The organism is Sulfurospirillum cavolei (assembly GCF_001548055.1).
GTDB lineage: Bacteria > Campylobacterota > Campylobacteria > Campylobacterales > Sulfurospirillaceae > Sulfurospirillum.
Map to the genome: position 1 here is coordinate 1,310,701 of NZ_AP014724.1, position 15,195 is coordinate 1,325,895.

Consider the following 15,195-nt stretch of genomic DNA (forward strand, 5'->3'; position numbering starts at 1 on the left):
CTTTCTAGGCTCGTAAGCGTCTCTCGTAGAATTTAAGCACTCTTAAGTATTGGTGCTCTAACGTCTTGTAAGCATGATATTACAAGACGTTTATTATAACAAATTATTACATGTAATCTAAAAGAGACAGCTTATTAATTTGTGAAAGTGTCGATAACATAGCTTGGTAGGAGGTATAAATCGCCTGATATTCCAAATAGGCTTCTGCCGTATCGACGCTAATCACGCTATTTTGAACCGTTTTGACATTGACCGTCAACATTTCGCTACGGGCATTCGCATCGGTCAGTGCATTCCCGAGCGCACCGATTTTCGTGTGTGCTTTGTTGACGTGATCTGCGATATGGTCGATTTGAAGCAATGCATTTTGAATTCCCATCGCGCGAGGATCGTCCGAAGAAGCATCCATATAAAGATTGCCGGATCTTACGGCTTCAATCATTTCATCTAATTGTTTAAAAATATCTACGCTTGGGCTCTCTACGGTTACGGAATCGTTTGCCATAAAAGAGAGTGCCGTACTTCCGATGCCCGTAAAATCCGTCGAGCTTTTATCGTACATGGATAATGCGATTTTGGTCTCTGAAGATTTTTTATCGACGATATTTATTCTTCCTTTGTAATCCAAAGTCGCCTCAACGCTGTTTTTAGCCGTTGATAAAGCATAATTGTATTCGGCGGTATTGGCATTGGCAATAGCATTATCGTAATCGATCGTCGCTTGAGCGATTTGAGCGGCTGAAGAAGTAGGATCGGCTTTAACGATTCCGGCATCAATCGCTTTTTGAATATACGCTTGTGTTTCAAGCGAAACACCGCTTTTGGCAATTGCGGCTTGTGCATCGCGGTTGGTCGTATCACCGGCTACGCCGAACGCAATGGCATTGTTAATGGCCGTTTGCGCATCGCTCGTTACGCCTTGCTTAGGAATATTGCCCGATGTAACCATACTTACAATATCCAAAAGTTGTTGATACGTCATGTCATCGGCTTTGGTTTTTGTATTGCTCAAATCTCCTTTACCGTTATAAATGGAGATAATTTCGTTTGGTTCGCTGCTATTGATGATCCCGTCACCGTCTAAGTCAATCGAAAATGTCGTATCAGACGAGTCTAAATTGAGTGTTCCCGTACGGCTGATACCGTTTTTGTCCGTAAAATTCAAGACCAGTTGTTTACCGTTTAAGCTATCGACACCTGCAACGTCTACGAGTTTGGTTGAAGCGGTTGCAAAGTTATTGGTTGATTTGACGACTTGAGAAACATTACCCGAAAGAAGGTTACCGTCTTTTTCAAAGCCTCTGCGTGCATAATTCATTGCATCGGGAAGCGCATTTCCGTGAGCCAATCCGTTGGATGCATTTTTTGGAACGATCGAAACGACGTTCGTTGGTACTTTTATCATTCCCGAGCCGAGCGTTGCCGTAGGTACGCCTCCGTAATATTCCGTATCGATGGCACTCATTAAGTCTTGTACCGTTTTACCGGCAATTGAAAAGGAGGTTGCTCCGAAATCGAGATGATCGACATCGGCAGGGAAAATATCTTTTAATGCCGTCGTCGTGCTGATCGTAGAGGTATCGACACCGCTTTGCGGGAAGCTGATACCGAAATTGCCGCCGCTAAGCACGCTTGATCGCATCGTCAGATCGGGAGAAGAAAGCGACGTTGCGTAATTGCTTTTGTTAAAAGCGATAATGTCGACGTTCGGATGCAAGGTTAAATTATCAATATTCATAATTTGCTCGGCATCACCCGTTTGTCCGGCGGTTGCGTTTCGATCGATTGCCCCGAACATATTCATTTCGAGCGTTTGATGACCGGTCATTAAATCTTTTACTTCAATTTGCCCGTGTGCGTTAAGACTCACGCTGACGACTTTATTGGTTGCCGTATTGCCGTATGCTTCGCCGATGCTATCAAGAAGATTCGATACTTTAGAACCCGTATCCATTTTAATGGTGTTTGAAAAAGTAGTACCGTTACTTTTACGACCGGAGAGATAAAAAACGGCTTTTCCGTCATCGGAAGCATTATTATTCGTATCGCCTACAAGATCGCGTATCGTGTCGTCTTGCGTAATGTACACTTCGCTTGCCGTTTCGTTTTGACTGTTTTGTGTCATCACGTCCGGATGCAATTTGGATTGGTTGAGCAATGCTACGTTGCTTGATACGATTTTGCTGTAATCGCTGTCTTTTCCTAAGAAAAGCGATTGTCCGTTAATATTATAATCTAATTCGACGCCCGAACCGATTAATGCTTTTAAATTTTCATCGTTACCTTGGTAGTTGCCGTACGCATCGATAGGTTTTTGGTTCAAAGAAGAGCCTGAAAACAAAAATTGACCGTTAATAGAGGTGTTGGCAAGACTTAAAAGTTGTTGTTTAATTCCGGTTAGATCGTTTGCCAATGCTTCGAGACTTGTCGTTGAATTCGTACTCGTGGAAGCTTGAACCAATTTTGCCTTAAACTGATCCAATGTACTGGAAAACGACGTCAGAGTCGTATCCGTATTGTTAGCAAAAGTTGCGGCTTTTGAGGAAATAGCACTTGATTGCGTTAACGTGTCTATCTCAGTATTTAAACGCATCGCATCGATATAAATACCGGTATCTTCGTAGCTGTTTTGAATTTTCAATTTAGAGGCGATTTGTTGGTTAATATTATACAAGCTCTCACTATTAGTGCGATAATTGCGCAACGACGTGGAATGTAATAAAGAATTCGTTATCCTCATAAATTATCCTTAATAAATTATCTTTCTTAACATAAGCAAATTTGATTCCTTGAGCAAAATATCGTCTCTTTGGGTATATTCTTTAACTTTTTAAGAAAAATTATTGTCTTTTTTTAAAAAAAATTGTACAATCCTCGCACAAACACTTTATTTTAAGGAATGGGCAATGAAAAAAGCGGAATTTATCCAAGCGGTCTCTGAGAAAGCGGGTCTTTCAAAGAAAGATAGTCAAAAAGCTGTTGATGCAGCATTAGAAGCGATTAGCGAAGCGCTTGTCGCCGGTAAAGAAGTTAGCTTTATCGGATTCGGTACGTTTAGTACGGCAACAAGAGCGGCTAGAAAAGCAAGAGTTCCCGGTACAAACAGAGTCGTCGATGTTGCTAAAACAACCGCCGTTAAATTTAAAGTCGGTAAAAAATTGAAAGACTCCGTCGCTTCCGCAAAATAATACTTTATATTCGATCAAAATCGTACGATCTTGTATCGTACGATTTTTCCTTCTTCAAAATTTATCACTTCATCAAAAAGTTTAATCCCATATAAATGACCGATCCGAGTAACGCCGTTACGGGTAAAGTAAAAACCCACGAAAGCACAATCACTTTGATCGTATTTTTCTGAACGCCGCCGTCGGGTTCTGCTACCATCGAGCCGGTCACGGCACTTGATAAAATGTGTGTCGTACTGACGGGAGCATGTGCGAAGTTTGCGAGTAAAATCGTTAACATCGCCGTAGCTTGGGACACCGTTCCTTGCATATAATTGATCGGTTTTGAACCGATTTTTTCGCCGATGGTCAAAACGATACGTTGATAGCCGATCATCGTACCGACGCCGATTGCCAACGCCACGGCGATAATAACCCAATAAGGAGCGTATTCGATAGCCGAGACGATGTGTTTGCGTTGAGCCGCGATATAATCGGACTTATCTTTATCACTGAGCAGATAGATCTTCTCTGCTTGCGCAAAAAAGTTATCGGAGCATAAAATAGCCGTACGAACGCTCCATCGATCTTCGATCGAAAGTTCGGAATACGAATGCAAATGATCAAGCTTAGACGCGACTAAAGAGACGGTCTCGCCGACTTGATTGACGTTGCATTCGGCAATGGTATTTTTGGTTTTTAACGCACTGATAAGCCTTTTTTCGCTGACGAGTTGTGCAAGGGAGTCTTGATTGTCTTGGTAGAAGCGCGCAAGGTTATTAGCGGCGTCTCGGGTTTGAATGATTTTGTAGTGATGCGAGTCCATATTGAGGGCATAATATTGCGGTAAAATACCGATTAAAATGATCATAATAAGACCGATGCCTTTTTGCCCGTCGTTCGAGCCGTGCGCAAAACTTACACCTGCCCCTGTGGCAACGATACCCGTTCGAGCCCAAAAGCTTGGATGTTTACGTTTTTCTTCTTGTTCGGGTGTTCGAAAAAGGCGTGGATTATTAATGTATTTTCGAGATAGGCGCATTAAAAGGTAAGCAAATCCAAAGCCTAAAATCGGTGAAACCGCTAAGCCGATCAAAACGGTGTAAACGACTTTCCAGTTGACGCTGTGCGAAATATCAAAGCCGTTCATAATGCCAAACGTAGCACTCACGCCGATAATGGCACCGATCAGCGAATGTGAACTGGAAACGGGAAGTGCGAAGTACCATGTACCGAAATTCCAAATGACTGCCGCAATTAAGAGCGAATAGACCATTGCCAGTGAAGCATTGGGATTAGATGTTACCATAATATCGACGGGCAAGAGATGCACGATCGAATACGCAACGCCGATGCCACCCGTGATAACGCCTAGAAAATTCATCATTCCCGACATCACGACGGAGTATTTTGCTTTCATCGAATGGGTATAAATAATCATGGCTACGGCATTCGCGGTATCGTGAAAACCGTTAATCATCTCGTAAAAAAGCGCAATTCCAAGCGATAGAATCAATAAAGCGATCGTAATCGCACCGACACCGTTCAACGCATCCCAAAGTACAGACATCTCGTATCCTATAAATATTTCAATTCGATTACTTTACCAAACCAATCCCCTGATTTTGCTTTAAAACGCTTCTTTTATTTTCCTTGCAAAGACATTGTCGTTGTTTTACACGTGCTCGTTTGTGTGACACGAAAGACGTAGAAAAGATGGTCGATCATTCAATCGCTTTACGTGCTGACGTAAGATTTATCGTAAAATATTTGCATGGATAAATAGCGTATGCTTGGGGTCTAAAAAATTTCTGATCGTGTGAATAAAATCCGCTTTTGAGCTTCTAAAGTAAATGCGTCTATTGAAATGTAAATCGTTACATGTAAAAGGATGCATGTTCTATTCCCTCTCAAATATTCTTACATGTAAAGGTTTTGAAGTTGTAAAATGTTTATGTATCTAAGAAGTTAAAAGTTTAGACCCGACCCCTTTTGTTGGTGAGATGCTTCAGTAAGGGTGGCACCTTCTAGGTTTATGTTGGTTTGAACAGAGTTTAAGTCTATGAAAGAGAGTTTAAACGTTTTGAACGTCGCATAATTATGTTGGTTTGAACAGAGTTTAAGTCTATGGAGGTTATACCTTCTTCTTTGAGTGTTTTTAGCTCACCTTTATCGACTGCACCATCTTGGTCATAGTCATGCCAGAGTTGTAAACGGTTAAAGAGGATGTCTTTACGATCTATTTTATTGTCATAGTTGGAGTCTATAGTGTTTCGTAGTTCATCGAAACCACTGGTGGTAGCATTGCCAAATGCTTCGTTAATATTATCAATTTTTCCATCTTCATTTTCATCATAGACTAAAATGGCATCATTGCCTTTGACCCATGAGGTTTTTGTTTTAACACCATTACCTGTGATGTCAAAGTAAACTTCTGACTCAGCCAAGGAGACGGTGGAGATTAAGCCATCTTTATCAGCGTCGATGACCAGTGGGTCTTGCATACGTGGGGTGAATGGGTTGTAGTCGGTTTGGTGACCGTCTGGGTTGTCTTTATTATAGGCATTGATAAGATTGTTCAATTCTTCTTCGTTTATATCTGCACCTTCTAAGAAGAGGAAGCGGTCTAGGGAAGTGTCGAAGGATACATTACTATCTGTCAACCATTTGAAAAATGAATTTTGTGCCTTAGTATACATATTGTAGATATCTTCTCCGTAGAGTCCAGCAATAATAGCAGCCGCTCCAGCGCCAACAATCAAAACAGGAGAAGCTGCAGCAGCCTCAAAACCAATTAGTAGCCCTAGGGATACTTCAAGAATAGCAGATGCCCCAATATCCGCAAGATAACCAGCACCTACGCCAACGACAGCTTTTTCAAGATCGGTTCGTGTTTGTTCAGAACCTTCAAACGTGATCTGGCTACACTAAATGATACACAGAGATGATAGAATTTCTGTAAATCATAAAGAGGATAAACGTATGTCAGGGAGAGTACAAAGATATACCCAAGAATTTAAAGATTCAGCGATACAGTTGGCATTAAACAGTGAGAAATCTGCGATGGTAATTGCCAAAGAGTTGGGGATGAGTGAGAAGACTTTATATGCATGGTTACGTCAATATCGTCAGAAGCATCATTTGGAATCTCCAATGATTGTACGTTCTTCAATCAACCATCATGCCAAAGAGAGCGTGGAAGAAGAGAACAAGCGCTTGCGTAAAGAGAATGCCCGTTTAAAGATGGAAAGAGATATCTTAAAAAAGGCAGCGGCGTTCTTCGCAAACGAAGCTCATTGAAGTACGCCTGGATCAAAGAGCATTGCAACGAATTCAATGTTGCATCAATGTGTCATATATTAGAGGTATCAAGGAACTGTTATTATCGATGGCTTCGTATTGAAAAACAAGAAGATACTTTTTTAAATACGATGATCAAGGATATTTTTCTTGGAACCTATCAAACCTATGGCACGCGTCGTCTAAAAAAAAGACTTGAGCAACTCTATGGCTTGATCGTTTCTCGTAGACGAATTGCAAGGATTATGAAAAAATTAGGACTCAGTTGTCGCAATAAACGTCGTTTTAGAGTGCTTACCACCAATTCCAATCATACGTATGCCATTGCCCCTAATCGAATACAACAAGACTTTTATACATCAACGCCCGATCAAATGTATGTGGGCGATATCACCTATATTCCGACACAAGAAGGGTGGCTGTATTTAGCGGTTGTAATTGATTTATATTCGAGAAGAGTCATCGGGTGGTCTATGGATACACATATGAGTTCCATGCTTGTCAATGATGCTTTATTTATGGCACTTAAAAAGCGTAATCCTCCTCATGGTGTTATCTGGCATACCGATCGCGGCAGTCAATATGCTTCTGATGCTCACAAAGCCTTACTTAAGGAATATGGCATCGTTCAGAGTATGAGTGCTAAGGGAAACTGTTACGATAATGCTGTTGCTGAGAGTTTTTTTCACTCGCTAAAAACCGAACTGACACATCACATGAAATTTGAAACAAGGAGCCAAGCCAATCAAGCAATATTTGAATATATTGAAGTGTTTTACAATAGACAGAGGTTACACTCAAGTAATGGCTATTTATCTCCGGTAGATTTTGAAAATAGATACTTGTTACAAAACAACATCAGTGCTTAGACATTTTCTTTTCTGTGTATCATAAACTGTTGACAGATCAATTGTCCATAAATGTGTGTAATACTTCTTTGGAAATGGTTTTGGTCCTCTATGCCATTTATCAACCCGATAACTATTCATCAACTCATTAATCTGAAACTTCTCGATGTTCTCATCGCTGATATATTCATTCACAAATGCCATTGTTTTTCCCTTCTTTAGTTTTGGTTGTTTTTATTTTGAAAGCTTACATGTAAACTTTAACGTTTATCTTTTTTCTTATCGTTGCTTGGCTTAAGCCACCATTTTCTCTGCCCCACTTTTTGTCTCTATGTGTGTTATTTGTATCTTTATATGTAAAGATTGCATTTTACTAAAAATACACATTTTAAATAAAACACGTCACAGTTCATATCACGAAAAATAAAATTATAAAGGAGGGTCTTGGCAAGCATTGAAAGTAAAATGCTTTTTTTGCATATTTGTATTTTTGATTTTAGATTGAGTGCTATATGCAGCATAAGGGGACTGACTATCTAAGTGTAGTCGTGAAGTAATATAAGGTGAAACACCATAAATAAGATTCTGAAACATCTTAATTCCTTACCATGTTACCTTTGATTTTGAAGGCAGTTGTGTAAACGTGCATGTCCCATGGACATCTTTACATGTAAAAGGCATTAGTCATAAATATGTAATAGCTTAAATGAATTTGCATAAAGAGGAATAGTATGAAGAGTATAGTTTTGAGAAGTAAAGATGGTTAGGTTAAGAACGTTTGCCCAATGCGTCTTTTACCATTCAAAGATTTATACAGCTCACGTAACCCCCTACTTTTGAGTGACACAAATACATCTGATTGTCTTATAAGATCATATTTTAGTCATTATAACCTTAAATGTTATAACCCAAAAAGAGTGCTTGATAAAAACGCTCGAACCGGGCAATCCGAGCGTTTGTTTTAAAAATTGGTTGGTTCTACACAAATATGAAAATGGTTCACACTCTTTACATGTAAAGCCTAATCAAGTCGTTTATACAGCACCCAAGCGATCCATGTTGCGATGAGTCCTGTGCCAATGGCTGCGCTCAAAAAGACTTCGGGGATTTGCCATGAAGCATCGAGCAAAACCATCGTAAGTACCGCACCAAGAACCATAAAAAGGGCGTTTAAGATGTTATTGGCGGCGATGATGCGTGAGCGAAAAGCGGGATCGCTTTGGCTTTGCATGATGGCGTAAAGAGGGACACTAAAGAGTCCGCCAAAAAGAGCGATAAGCGTTAGATCGATCAAGATATGCCAAAAAGTGCTGCTTGAAAAAAGGACTTCGACAGGCACAAAGCTTGAAGAGGTGAGCGCAAAGTCGATTCCAAAAAATGCCATGCCCAAAGCACCCAATATGATTAACGAAGGACGAATCGCATGGTGGCTGAGTTTTTCACATAAGAATGAGCCCACGCCGATGCCGACGGTAAAGAGGCTGAGCAAAAGCGTTACCGTCGTCTCGTCGCCTTCTAAAACGATTTTGACAAACGCGGGAAATTGCGAAAGTAAGAGTGCGCCGTAAAGCCAAAACCATGAGATGGCGATGATGGCGAGAAACACGGTCTTATTGGCATACGCCAGTTTCAGTGTTTTCGCCGTTTGAGAGAAGATGTTGTACGAAAGACTCATCTGCGCATTCAAGGAAGGTGCTGTAGGAATGTAGCGACTGCACATGTAGCCCATCAGTGCGATTGCCATACCCATGACACCCGCGATAATGCCACCAGACACAGACGTTGCGATCAACCCTCCGCCAAGAGTGCCCAGTAAAATAGCCCCAAACGTCCCCGACTCAACCAACGCGTTTGCCATAACCAGCTCGTTTTCACCCATATGTTGGGGGATGATGGCATATTTGATGGGTCCAAAAAGCGTTGAGTGCAACCCCATGCCAAAAACCACGACCAACAGCAAACTAAACCAATGCATGTAAAAACCAAGCGTGGCAATGCTCATCAACCCCAATTCCAAAAGTTTTACAAGGCGTGTTAAAGTGGCTTTGTCGTATTTGTCCGCCAGTGCTCCAGCCAGTCCTGAAAAGATGAAAAAAGGCAAAATGAAAATTGCCCCGATAAGCGGCGCTAAAATACCTAAGGGCAAACTCGTCCAAGCGCTCGCATGAAACGTCACCAAAATGGCAAGCGTGTTTTTCAAAATGTTGTCGTTAAACGCACCTAAAAACTGTACCGAAAATAACGGCGCAAACCGTTTGGTCTTTAAAAGGTAAAAAGCACTCATGCGATCTCGCTTGCCATGGATTTTAAGGTGACATAATCGGTCTTGCCTGTGCCCAAAAGTGGCAATGCTTCCACATGCACGATTTTGCGAGGCACGGCAATTTCAGGGAAACCGTTGCTTTGAGCGTTTTTTTGCAAGGCTTCACGACTTAGGTTTTTATCGGTTGTAAAGAGTACGATCGCTTCGCCTCTTGCGACATCGGGAATGGATGAGCTGGCATGTAAAAAACCGTTCGATGTTAATGTCGCTAGTTTTTCGACCGATTCTAGAGAAATCATCTCTCCGGCGATCTTGGCAAAGCGTTTGACACGCCCTTTGATCTGCACAAACCCAGCCTCATCGATGCTCACGATGTCACCCGTGTTGTACCACCCCTCGCCTGCTTCGGACGTCGGCTTTTCCAAAACGCCCGGATTTTCAGCGCGCAAATAGCCACTCATGACATTCGCACCTTTTACATGTAAAATGCCGCCCTCCTCTATGCCAGGCACAGGAATGAGTTTATACTCGATGCCCGGTAAGATCTGTCCGACTGTTCCTTTTTTATACGCCATCGGTGTATTGACCGCGATGACAGGGGCTGTTTCGGTTGCACCGTACCCTTCAAAGATGCGCAAACCAAACTTCTCAAACCAAAGCTCGCGCACGTTTTCAGCGAGCTTTTCTGCCCCAGCGATGACGTAGCGCACACGGTAAAAATCGTACGGATGCGCATGGCGTGCGTAGTTGTGCAAAAACGTGCTCGTCCCTAACAAAATCGTGCAAGAGCGATCATACGCGATCTCAGGAATGACACGGTAATGCAGTGGCGAAGGGTACATAAACAGGTGCATACCTCGAAAGATCGGAAGCAGTGAGCCTGCTGTAAGACCAAACGAGTGGAAAATCGGCAGGGCATTGAGCATTTTATCTTCCGTGGAAAAATCAACGATGGAGCTGATCTGAGCGATATTGGCAAGTAATGCTTCATGTGAGAGCACCACGCCTTTAGGTTTGCCTTCACTGCCTGAGGTAAATAAAATGACTGCTGTCTCTTTTTCATCTTGAGAGCTTGTAACTAGGCGTGGAAAATGAATCACATAGAGCATCAGCCATAGTTTATCAACCAAGCGCATGGATGCTTTGAGCTCTTCGAGGTAGACAATGCTCACACCTTTTAAGGCTTCTAATTTCGGAGCGAGTTTCGCTTGTTCCACAAAGGCTTGCGAGGTGACAATCGTTTTGATTTTTGCCGCGTCACACGCACTTTGCAAACCGTCCACGCCTGCTGTGAAATTGAGCATTGCAGGTATTCGTTTTATACCTGAAAGACCCAAAACAAGTGCCAACGAAGCAACCGCTGTCGGCATCAAAACGCCCACCGCTTCGTCTTTTTGAGTAATAGGGCTTAGGAGTCGTCCCAAACCTAGTGCCATTTTAAGAAGCTGCGCGTAGGTGTATTCGACTTGTTTGATGTCTTCAACAATCGCTTTGTTTTTGCCGTACGTTTCAATGGCATCCAAAAAAGTGCCGAAAAGATCATTGGCAGGACGTGCGTCAAACGAGCACTCTTGCATCAAACGTCGCATCGCTTCACCGGAGAGCAGACGTCTTTCATGCGATGTTCCCTCGTGTGGAACAGTCAGTTTGGTTGGCGTGCAATAACGAAGCAAAATCTGTGGAAATAGTCTGTGTGGGTATGTCTTTGGCATGCGCGAAAGCTTACTAAATGTCGCCCCTTGAATGATGATCGGAACAACGGTTGCATTGGTTTTGACCGCCACGAAGGCACTACCTTCGTAAATCTTCATCAAACTGCCTGTCGTCGTAATGCGCCCTTCGGGAAAAATGACCACGGGACGTCCGCTCTCCACTAAGCGAATAATCGCCTTAATCGCCATCGGATTGGACGGATCGACGGTAAGATGATCGACGAGCATAAGAAAAAATCGTATAAAAGGATTGTTGGCGATTTGCGTATTGATGATAAACACGGGCGAAACGGGCAACATCGCGCCCAAAATCAACCCATCTAAAAACGATTGGTGGTTGGCGATGATGAGCATCGGCTCATTTTTATTGGCTGTAAAATGCCCATGAACGCGTATTTTAAATAAAATACGTAAAATTATACGTAAAATTGTTTTGATCATATTTATTTCCCGTGTAGATAATCTAAAACGTTGTTAAAGGTTGCTTCCAAAAGCGGCTTATTGACCCAAAACCAAACCTCTTTGCCGATCTTCTCACTTAAAAGCACTTCGGCTTGATGGAGGATTTTGAGGTGGTGCGAAACAGTGGTGCGCGCCAAAGGAGAGACTTCAGCAATTTGCCCTGCATTGAGACGCTCTCCATCTTCAAAGAGTAAAAGAATTCTTTGGCGGTGCGCGTCACCTAAAGCCATAAAAATGGCAGACATCGGTTTCCATTCAAGCGGTAAATCTTTAGCATATTGTGTTTGCATCTTATATTCCTAAATGTTTAAGTTTATAGACATAATAATCTTTTTTGTCTGAAAGTTTTCTTAGAAAATGGTGGGATTGGGCTTTACATGTAAAGCAAACTCAACCCCTCTTCTGCTCTTCCAAGTACGTTGCATAAAGGCTTAGACTCACGTGCATATATTTTGAAGCGACATATGCCGGTCGGATTTGGCGTAAACGTTCGTGTATCTGCTCTAATGAGTAACCTTGATACATAAGCCATGCACCAATTGCTAGAATACTACGCGAAAGTCCTAAGGCACAATGTACGTAAACCCCCTCTTCTTTGTACTTTTCAATGAGTAAAACAACTTCATGAAGCACCTCGGTAGAGGGAATGGTCAAATCCAAAAAAGCAAACCTCGTTTGCGAGACAACACTTTGACGGCATTGATGCTCTAGCGCTAAATTGACGATATGCTGAACCCCTACTTCTTTTAAGCGTGCGTACTCTTTCGTATCGGGATGACGCCCGACATAAACGCGCTCTTGTACCTGTGCAAAAAGAGGCAATGTTCGTTTGTACCATCGCCACGACAAATAAGTACCTATAAAATAAGGCGCAAAAAGAGCCCATTGCCACCACGATGCCTGTACGTTTTTGCCCGCAATCAGCTCATTAAAACCAAATGCATAGGCAAGGCTCACCAAAAGCAAGGAAACAAAAATCCAAAGTAAAAACAATGAGTGCGCATAAAAGGCTCCTACTAAAAAGACCAAAGCTCCACTGAGATAATAAAGCCCTACTTTTAAACTTCGCGGCGTCATAAAACGGTTTAAGAGTGGATTGCTTTTTTGAGAAGGAATCAACCCAATAGCGCACAAGCCCATTAAAAAACCCGTAGGTAAGTCGATAAAATGGTGCTGATAAACAAAAAGCGTTGATAAGGCAATGAGCCAAAGCCAAAGAGCCACACCATACTTTACCAAACGGTTAACGAAATGCTCTCGCATCGAAGCCCACAATACAACGGCAAAGCTAATATGTAAGGAAGGAAGTTGGTTGTAGGGTAAATCTGCCAGCAAAAGGTTGAATAAAAAACGGTATGAATCTGTTTGAGGCTTCGTAAAGGCACATTGCAACGGGAAAAATACAAAAATAAGAACAGAAGATACTACGATAAACAGAACCCGCAAAGAGAGAGTACGCAGTTCAAGCCTGGTTTGCGGGAGTAAAAAGGCAATACAAAACATCACGTCCGAGGACATATAAGGAATAATAAACGATGAAACAAAGGGGATTTGACGCTCCCATTCTCCATAAAAAGAGGAATGAGGAGCCGTCATATGCGCGTACTGATTGGCTGCGCCGTAAAGGATAAAAAAGAGCGCACCCATAAAGAGCGTCCACACAAAACGCTCTTTAAGTGTTGCGCAAGCCTCTAGTTTTGCATCAAACGCATACATGCTTAGGCATCTTTACATGTCAAGGTGGCAACCGAAACGGTAAAGATACCCCAATCATCGATTTTCATAGAATTTTTCACAAATCCGCTCTGTGCAAAAAGGGTATCAAGTTCGTATTGGCTTCTGCGACGCATAATCCACTGCTTTTGTTGATGATTACCTAAAACATAAGCAATTTGCTCAAGTTGTGGGTGCCATGGCTGACCTGTGTAAACCAAAAAAGAACCTTTTGGCATCATGGAAGTTACGCCGTCAATAGCGTTTTGAATGAGTGCATTATCTTCAAACAACTCAAACACGCCGGAGATAATGACAATATTGGGTTGATAAGAACGGTTCTCATACGTTTGTTTATCAAAAGCATCTGCTTGTTCATAGCTTATATTTTTCAAGGAAAACTCTTTCGCTAACGCTCTTCCTTGCTCAATGTTTTGCTCCTGATAATCCCGCACCAAAACTTCAATATCCGGATACTCTCGTGCCAACTCGATCAAATAGCGAGCCGGACCTCCTGCAATATCTAAAATCCGTACTTTTTCGCCTTGCGCACGTAAGTGCTCTATTTTTTCACGAATGGTGGCAATGGCATTGACTTTTCGTTGACGTATCCCTTTCCAGCCAATACTATTGAGATAATTTTTATCAATTATTTTCCCCAATGCCCCTTGACCGTTTGGCGTGTTTTTATAAATATAATCCAGTGTCACACCCGAATCAAACCCATAACGAAGCCCTATGCTCATCCCTTCGCTTACCCTGCCAAAACGATGCAACATAAACCGCTGAAAGGCAAAAGAGCAATTTTGTAAAAACGGTATTTCTCCTTTGGCGATGGTGTCTTTTTCGAGCTGCGTTATCTTAATTAAATGCTCTTTTAACGAAACTTTCGGTGCGGCAAACGCTTCACGCATAAAAGCTCCAATGGCATCAAGGGCTATTTGAGCATTTTGCTCATACAAAACCCCATGGTAAAATCCTTCTAATGCTACAAAGCGTTTCAACGGCGATGAAAGCTTGTCGTAAAAAATCTTTTGAACCGAGCTCTCCACCACGTAATCTGCCGTAGCGGAGAGAACCAGTGTGGGTGTCACTATCAAAGATGCATCCTCTACGACTCTTTGCGCGGTATCTAGAAGCGTTACCAACTGCTTTGCCGGAATATTCGGCGTGATAAGCGGGTCTGTGTTGTAACGCTTTTGCTCTTCAGCATTGTGCGTGAGAAACTTCGCTTTGACATAAGACGTGATATTAAGACCCTCTTTAAAATGAAGCATCAACGCCAAAGCAGGTTTTGCCAAAGGAACGTAAAGTTTGATTTTAAAAGCAGGTGCAACCAATGCCATCCCCGCAATTTTAGGAGCAAAATCATGCACCCACGTCGAAGCAACAACACCTGCAACAGAGTTTGCAACTACAAAAATAGCTTCTTGCGTGATGTGCTCTTTTTCACACACAAATCGTACAAACGCATCCAAATCACGTACGAGATTCATAAACTCATACGTTGCACCTTCTTTGGTGTAACCATGCCCGCGATTGTCGTATGAAAAAATTTTGTAGCCCGCAAATATGGAAGAGCGCGCTATACTATCCAGTCTTTCAGAGTGTTCATGCCCGCGATGAAGCAGTAAAACAACTTTGCCGTTGGCTTCTTGGGTCGGTTCCCATTCCCTGAAAAACAGTTCCGCTTTATCAAAACTTCTAAATGTTCCGGTCTTCATACTTTA

General features: G+C 42.2%; 10 protein-coding genes. 2 read left to right on the plus strand and 8 right to left on the minus strand.

Translation table 11 applies throughout. The features are described from left to right. Positions 1–106: 106 nt before the first annotated feature. Positions 107–2,740: a flagellin gene (locus tag UCH003_RS06530; protein ID WP_060825886.1), complete on the minus strand. Its 2,634-nt coding sequence runs from the start codon at positions 2,738–2,740 to the stop codon at positions 107–109. A gap of 166 nt (positions 2,741–2,906) precedes the next feature. Here UCH003_RS06530 and UCH003_RS06535 point away from each other — a divergent pair, with 166 nt between their 5' ends. After that, on the plus strand, positions 2,907–3,188 hold the full coding sequence (locus tag UCH003_RS06535; RefSeq protein ID WP_039674522.1) for an HU family DNA-binding protein: 282 nt from the start codon (positions 2,907–2,909) through the stop codon (positions 3,186–3,188). A gap of 64 nt (positions 3,189–3,252) precedes the next feature. Here UCH003_RS06535 and UCH003_RS06540 read toward each other — a convergent pair whose 3' ends face one another. Together UCH003_RS06540 and UCH003_RS06545 are read right to left on the minus strand one after the other, a co-directional pair. After that, positions 3,253–4,737: an inorganic phosphate transporter gene (locus UCH003_RS06540; protein ID WP_060825887.1), complete on the minus strand. Its 1,485-nt coding sequence runs from the start codon at positions 4,735–4,737 to the stop codon at positions 3,253–3,255. Positions 4,738–5,227: 490 nt separating this feature from the next. Further along, positions 5,228–5,929 (minus strand): hypothetical protein, encoded by a 702-nt coding sequence (locus UCH003_RS06545; RefSeq protein WP_060825888.1) that lies wholly within the window; start codon positions 5,927–5,929, stop codon positions 5,228–5,230. Positions 5,930–6,149: 220 nt separating this feature from the next. Here UCH003_RS06545 and UCH003_RS06555 point away from each other — a divergent pair. Next, a protein-coding gene (locus UCH003_RS06555) for an IS3 family transposase (protein ID WP_144440965.1) occupies positions 6,150–7,336 on the plus strand; the annotation gives its coding sequence in 2 pieces (ribosomal slippage) (positions 6,150–6,441 and positions 6,441–7,336; 1,188 coding nt in all). 1,000 nt (positions 7,337–8,336) lie between these two features. Here the strand turns inward: UCH003_RS06555 and UCH003_RS06565 are convergent. The 5 genes from UCH003_RS06565 to UCH003_RS06585 all read right to left on the minus strand — a co-directional run bounded on the left by UCH003_RS06565 (position 8,337) and on the right by UCH003_RS06585 (position 15,189). Continuing rightward, entirely contained in the window at positions 8,337–9,599 is a 1,263-nt protein-coding gene (locus tag UCH003_RS06565; protein ID WP_060825890.1) for an MFS transporter, read from the minus strand. Beyond that, positions 9,596–11,731, minus strand: a complete 2,136-nt coding sequence (gene aas / locus UCH003_RS06570; RefSeq protein WP_060825891.1) for a bifunctional acyl-ACP--phospholipid O-acyltransferase/long-chain-fatty-acid--ACP ligase — start codon at positions 11,729–11,731, stop codon at positions 9,596–9,598. Before aas ends, UCH003_RS06565 begins: the two co-directional genes overlap by 4 nt. 2 nt (positions 11,732–11,733) lie before the next feature. Continuing rightward, positions 11,734–12,042, minus strand: coding sequence for an ArsR/SmtB family transcription factor (locus UCH003_RS06575; RefSeq protein WP_060825892.1), 309 nt, complete (start codon positions 12,040–12,042; stop codon positions 11,734–11,736). A gap of 100 nt (positions 12,043–12,142) precedes the next feature. After that, positions 12,143–13,468, minus strand: a complete 1,326-nt coding sequence (locus UCH003_RS06580; RefSeq protein WP_060825893.1) for a dual specificity protein phosphatase family protein — start codon at positions 13,466–13,468, stop codon at positions 12,143–12,145. 2 nt (positions 13,469–13,470) lie between these two features. Next, positions 13,471–15,189 (minus strand): bifunctional alpha/beta hydrolase/class I SAM-dependent methyltransferase, encoded by a 1,719-nt coding sequence (locus UCH003_RS06585; protein ID WP_060825894.1) that lies wholly within the window; start codon positions 15,187–15,189, stop codon positions 13,471–13,473. Positions 15,190–15,195 lie beyond the last annotated feature (6 nt).

Excerpts from the sequence above, each read along its gene's own strand:
- UCH003_RS06530 (WP_060825886.1), bottom strand. The coding sequence starts at position 2,740 with ATGAGGATAACGAATTCTTTATTACATTCCACGTCGTTGCGCAATTAT.
- UCH003_RS06535 (WP_039674522.1), top strand. The coding sequence starts at position 2,907 with ATGAAAAAAGCGGAATTTATCCAAGCGGTCTCTGAGAAAGCGGGTCTT.
- UCH003_RS06540 (WP_060825887.1), bottom strand. The coding sequence starts at position 4,737 with ATGTCTGTACTTTGGGATGCGTTGAACGGTGTCGGTGCGATTACGATC.
- UCH003_RS06565 (WP_060825890.1), bottom strand. The coding sequence starts at position 9,599 with ATGAGTGCTTTTTACCTTTTAAAGACCAAACGGTTTGCGCCGTTATTT.
- aas (WP_060825891.1), bottom strand. The coding sequence starts at position 11,731 with ATGATCAAAACAATTTTACGTATAATTTTACGTATTTTATTTAAAATA.
- UCH003_RS06575 (WP_060825892.1), bottom strand. The coding sequence starts at position 12,042 with ATGCAAACACAATATGCTAAAGATTTACCGCTTGAATGGAAACCGATG.
- UCH003_RS06580 (WP_060825893.1), bottom strand. The coding sequence starts at position 13,468 with ATGTATGCGTTTGATGCAAAACTAGAGGCTTGCGCAACACTTAAAGAG.
- UCH003_RS06585 (WP_060825894.1), bottom strand. The coding sequence starts at position 15,189 with ATGAAGACCGGAACATTTAGAAGTTTTGATAAAGCGGAACTGTTTTTC.